The sequence below is a fragment of the Streptomyces sp. DH24 genome (genome assembly GCF_029813775.1).
Classification (GTDB): Bacteria; Actinomycetota; Actinomycetes; order Streptomycetales; family Streptomycetaceae; genus Streptomyces.
On sequence record NZ_JARVKW010000113.1, the window covers coordinates 1 to 462 of the forward strand.

1 pseudogene is annotated in these 462 nt (G+C 46.8%); it reads left to right on the plus strand.

Annotation, left to right across the window (positions count from 1 at the left end):
• A pseudogene (gene papG-II, locus QC282_RS32085) lies at positions 1–346 on the plus strand (P fimbria tip G-adhesin PapG-II); the annotation flags it as partial.
• Between the last annotated feature and the right edge of the window lie 116 nt (positions 347–462).

The window sequence follows — 462 nt, forward strand, 5'->3', positions numbered from 1 at the left end:
GTCTCTGGAAATAAAGCATGGTGATCTGTCTATTAATAGCGCTAATAATCATTATGCGGCTCAGACTCTTTCTGTGTCTTGCGATGTGCCTGCAAATATTCGTTTTATGCTGTTAAGAAATACAACTCCGACATACAGCCATGGTAAGAAATTTTCGGTTGGTCTGGGGCATGGCTGGGACTCCATTGTTTCGGTTAACGGGGTGGACACAGGAGAGACAACGATGAGATGGTACAAAGCAGGTACACAAAACCTGACCATCGGCAGTCGCCTCTATGGTGAATCTTCAAAGATACAACCAGGAGTACTATCTGGTTCAGCAACGCTGCTCATGATATTGCCATAAATGGTTTATCCGGAGCCGGATAGAGTGTTGTGGATATCTGGGATGCCCCGGGAAGTCACCTTTCAGACGGGCGGAGGGCTGGTGAATGATCCGCGATTACTGAGCAGTATGGATAA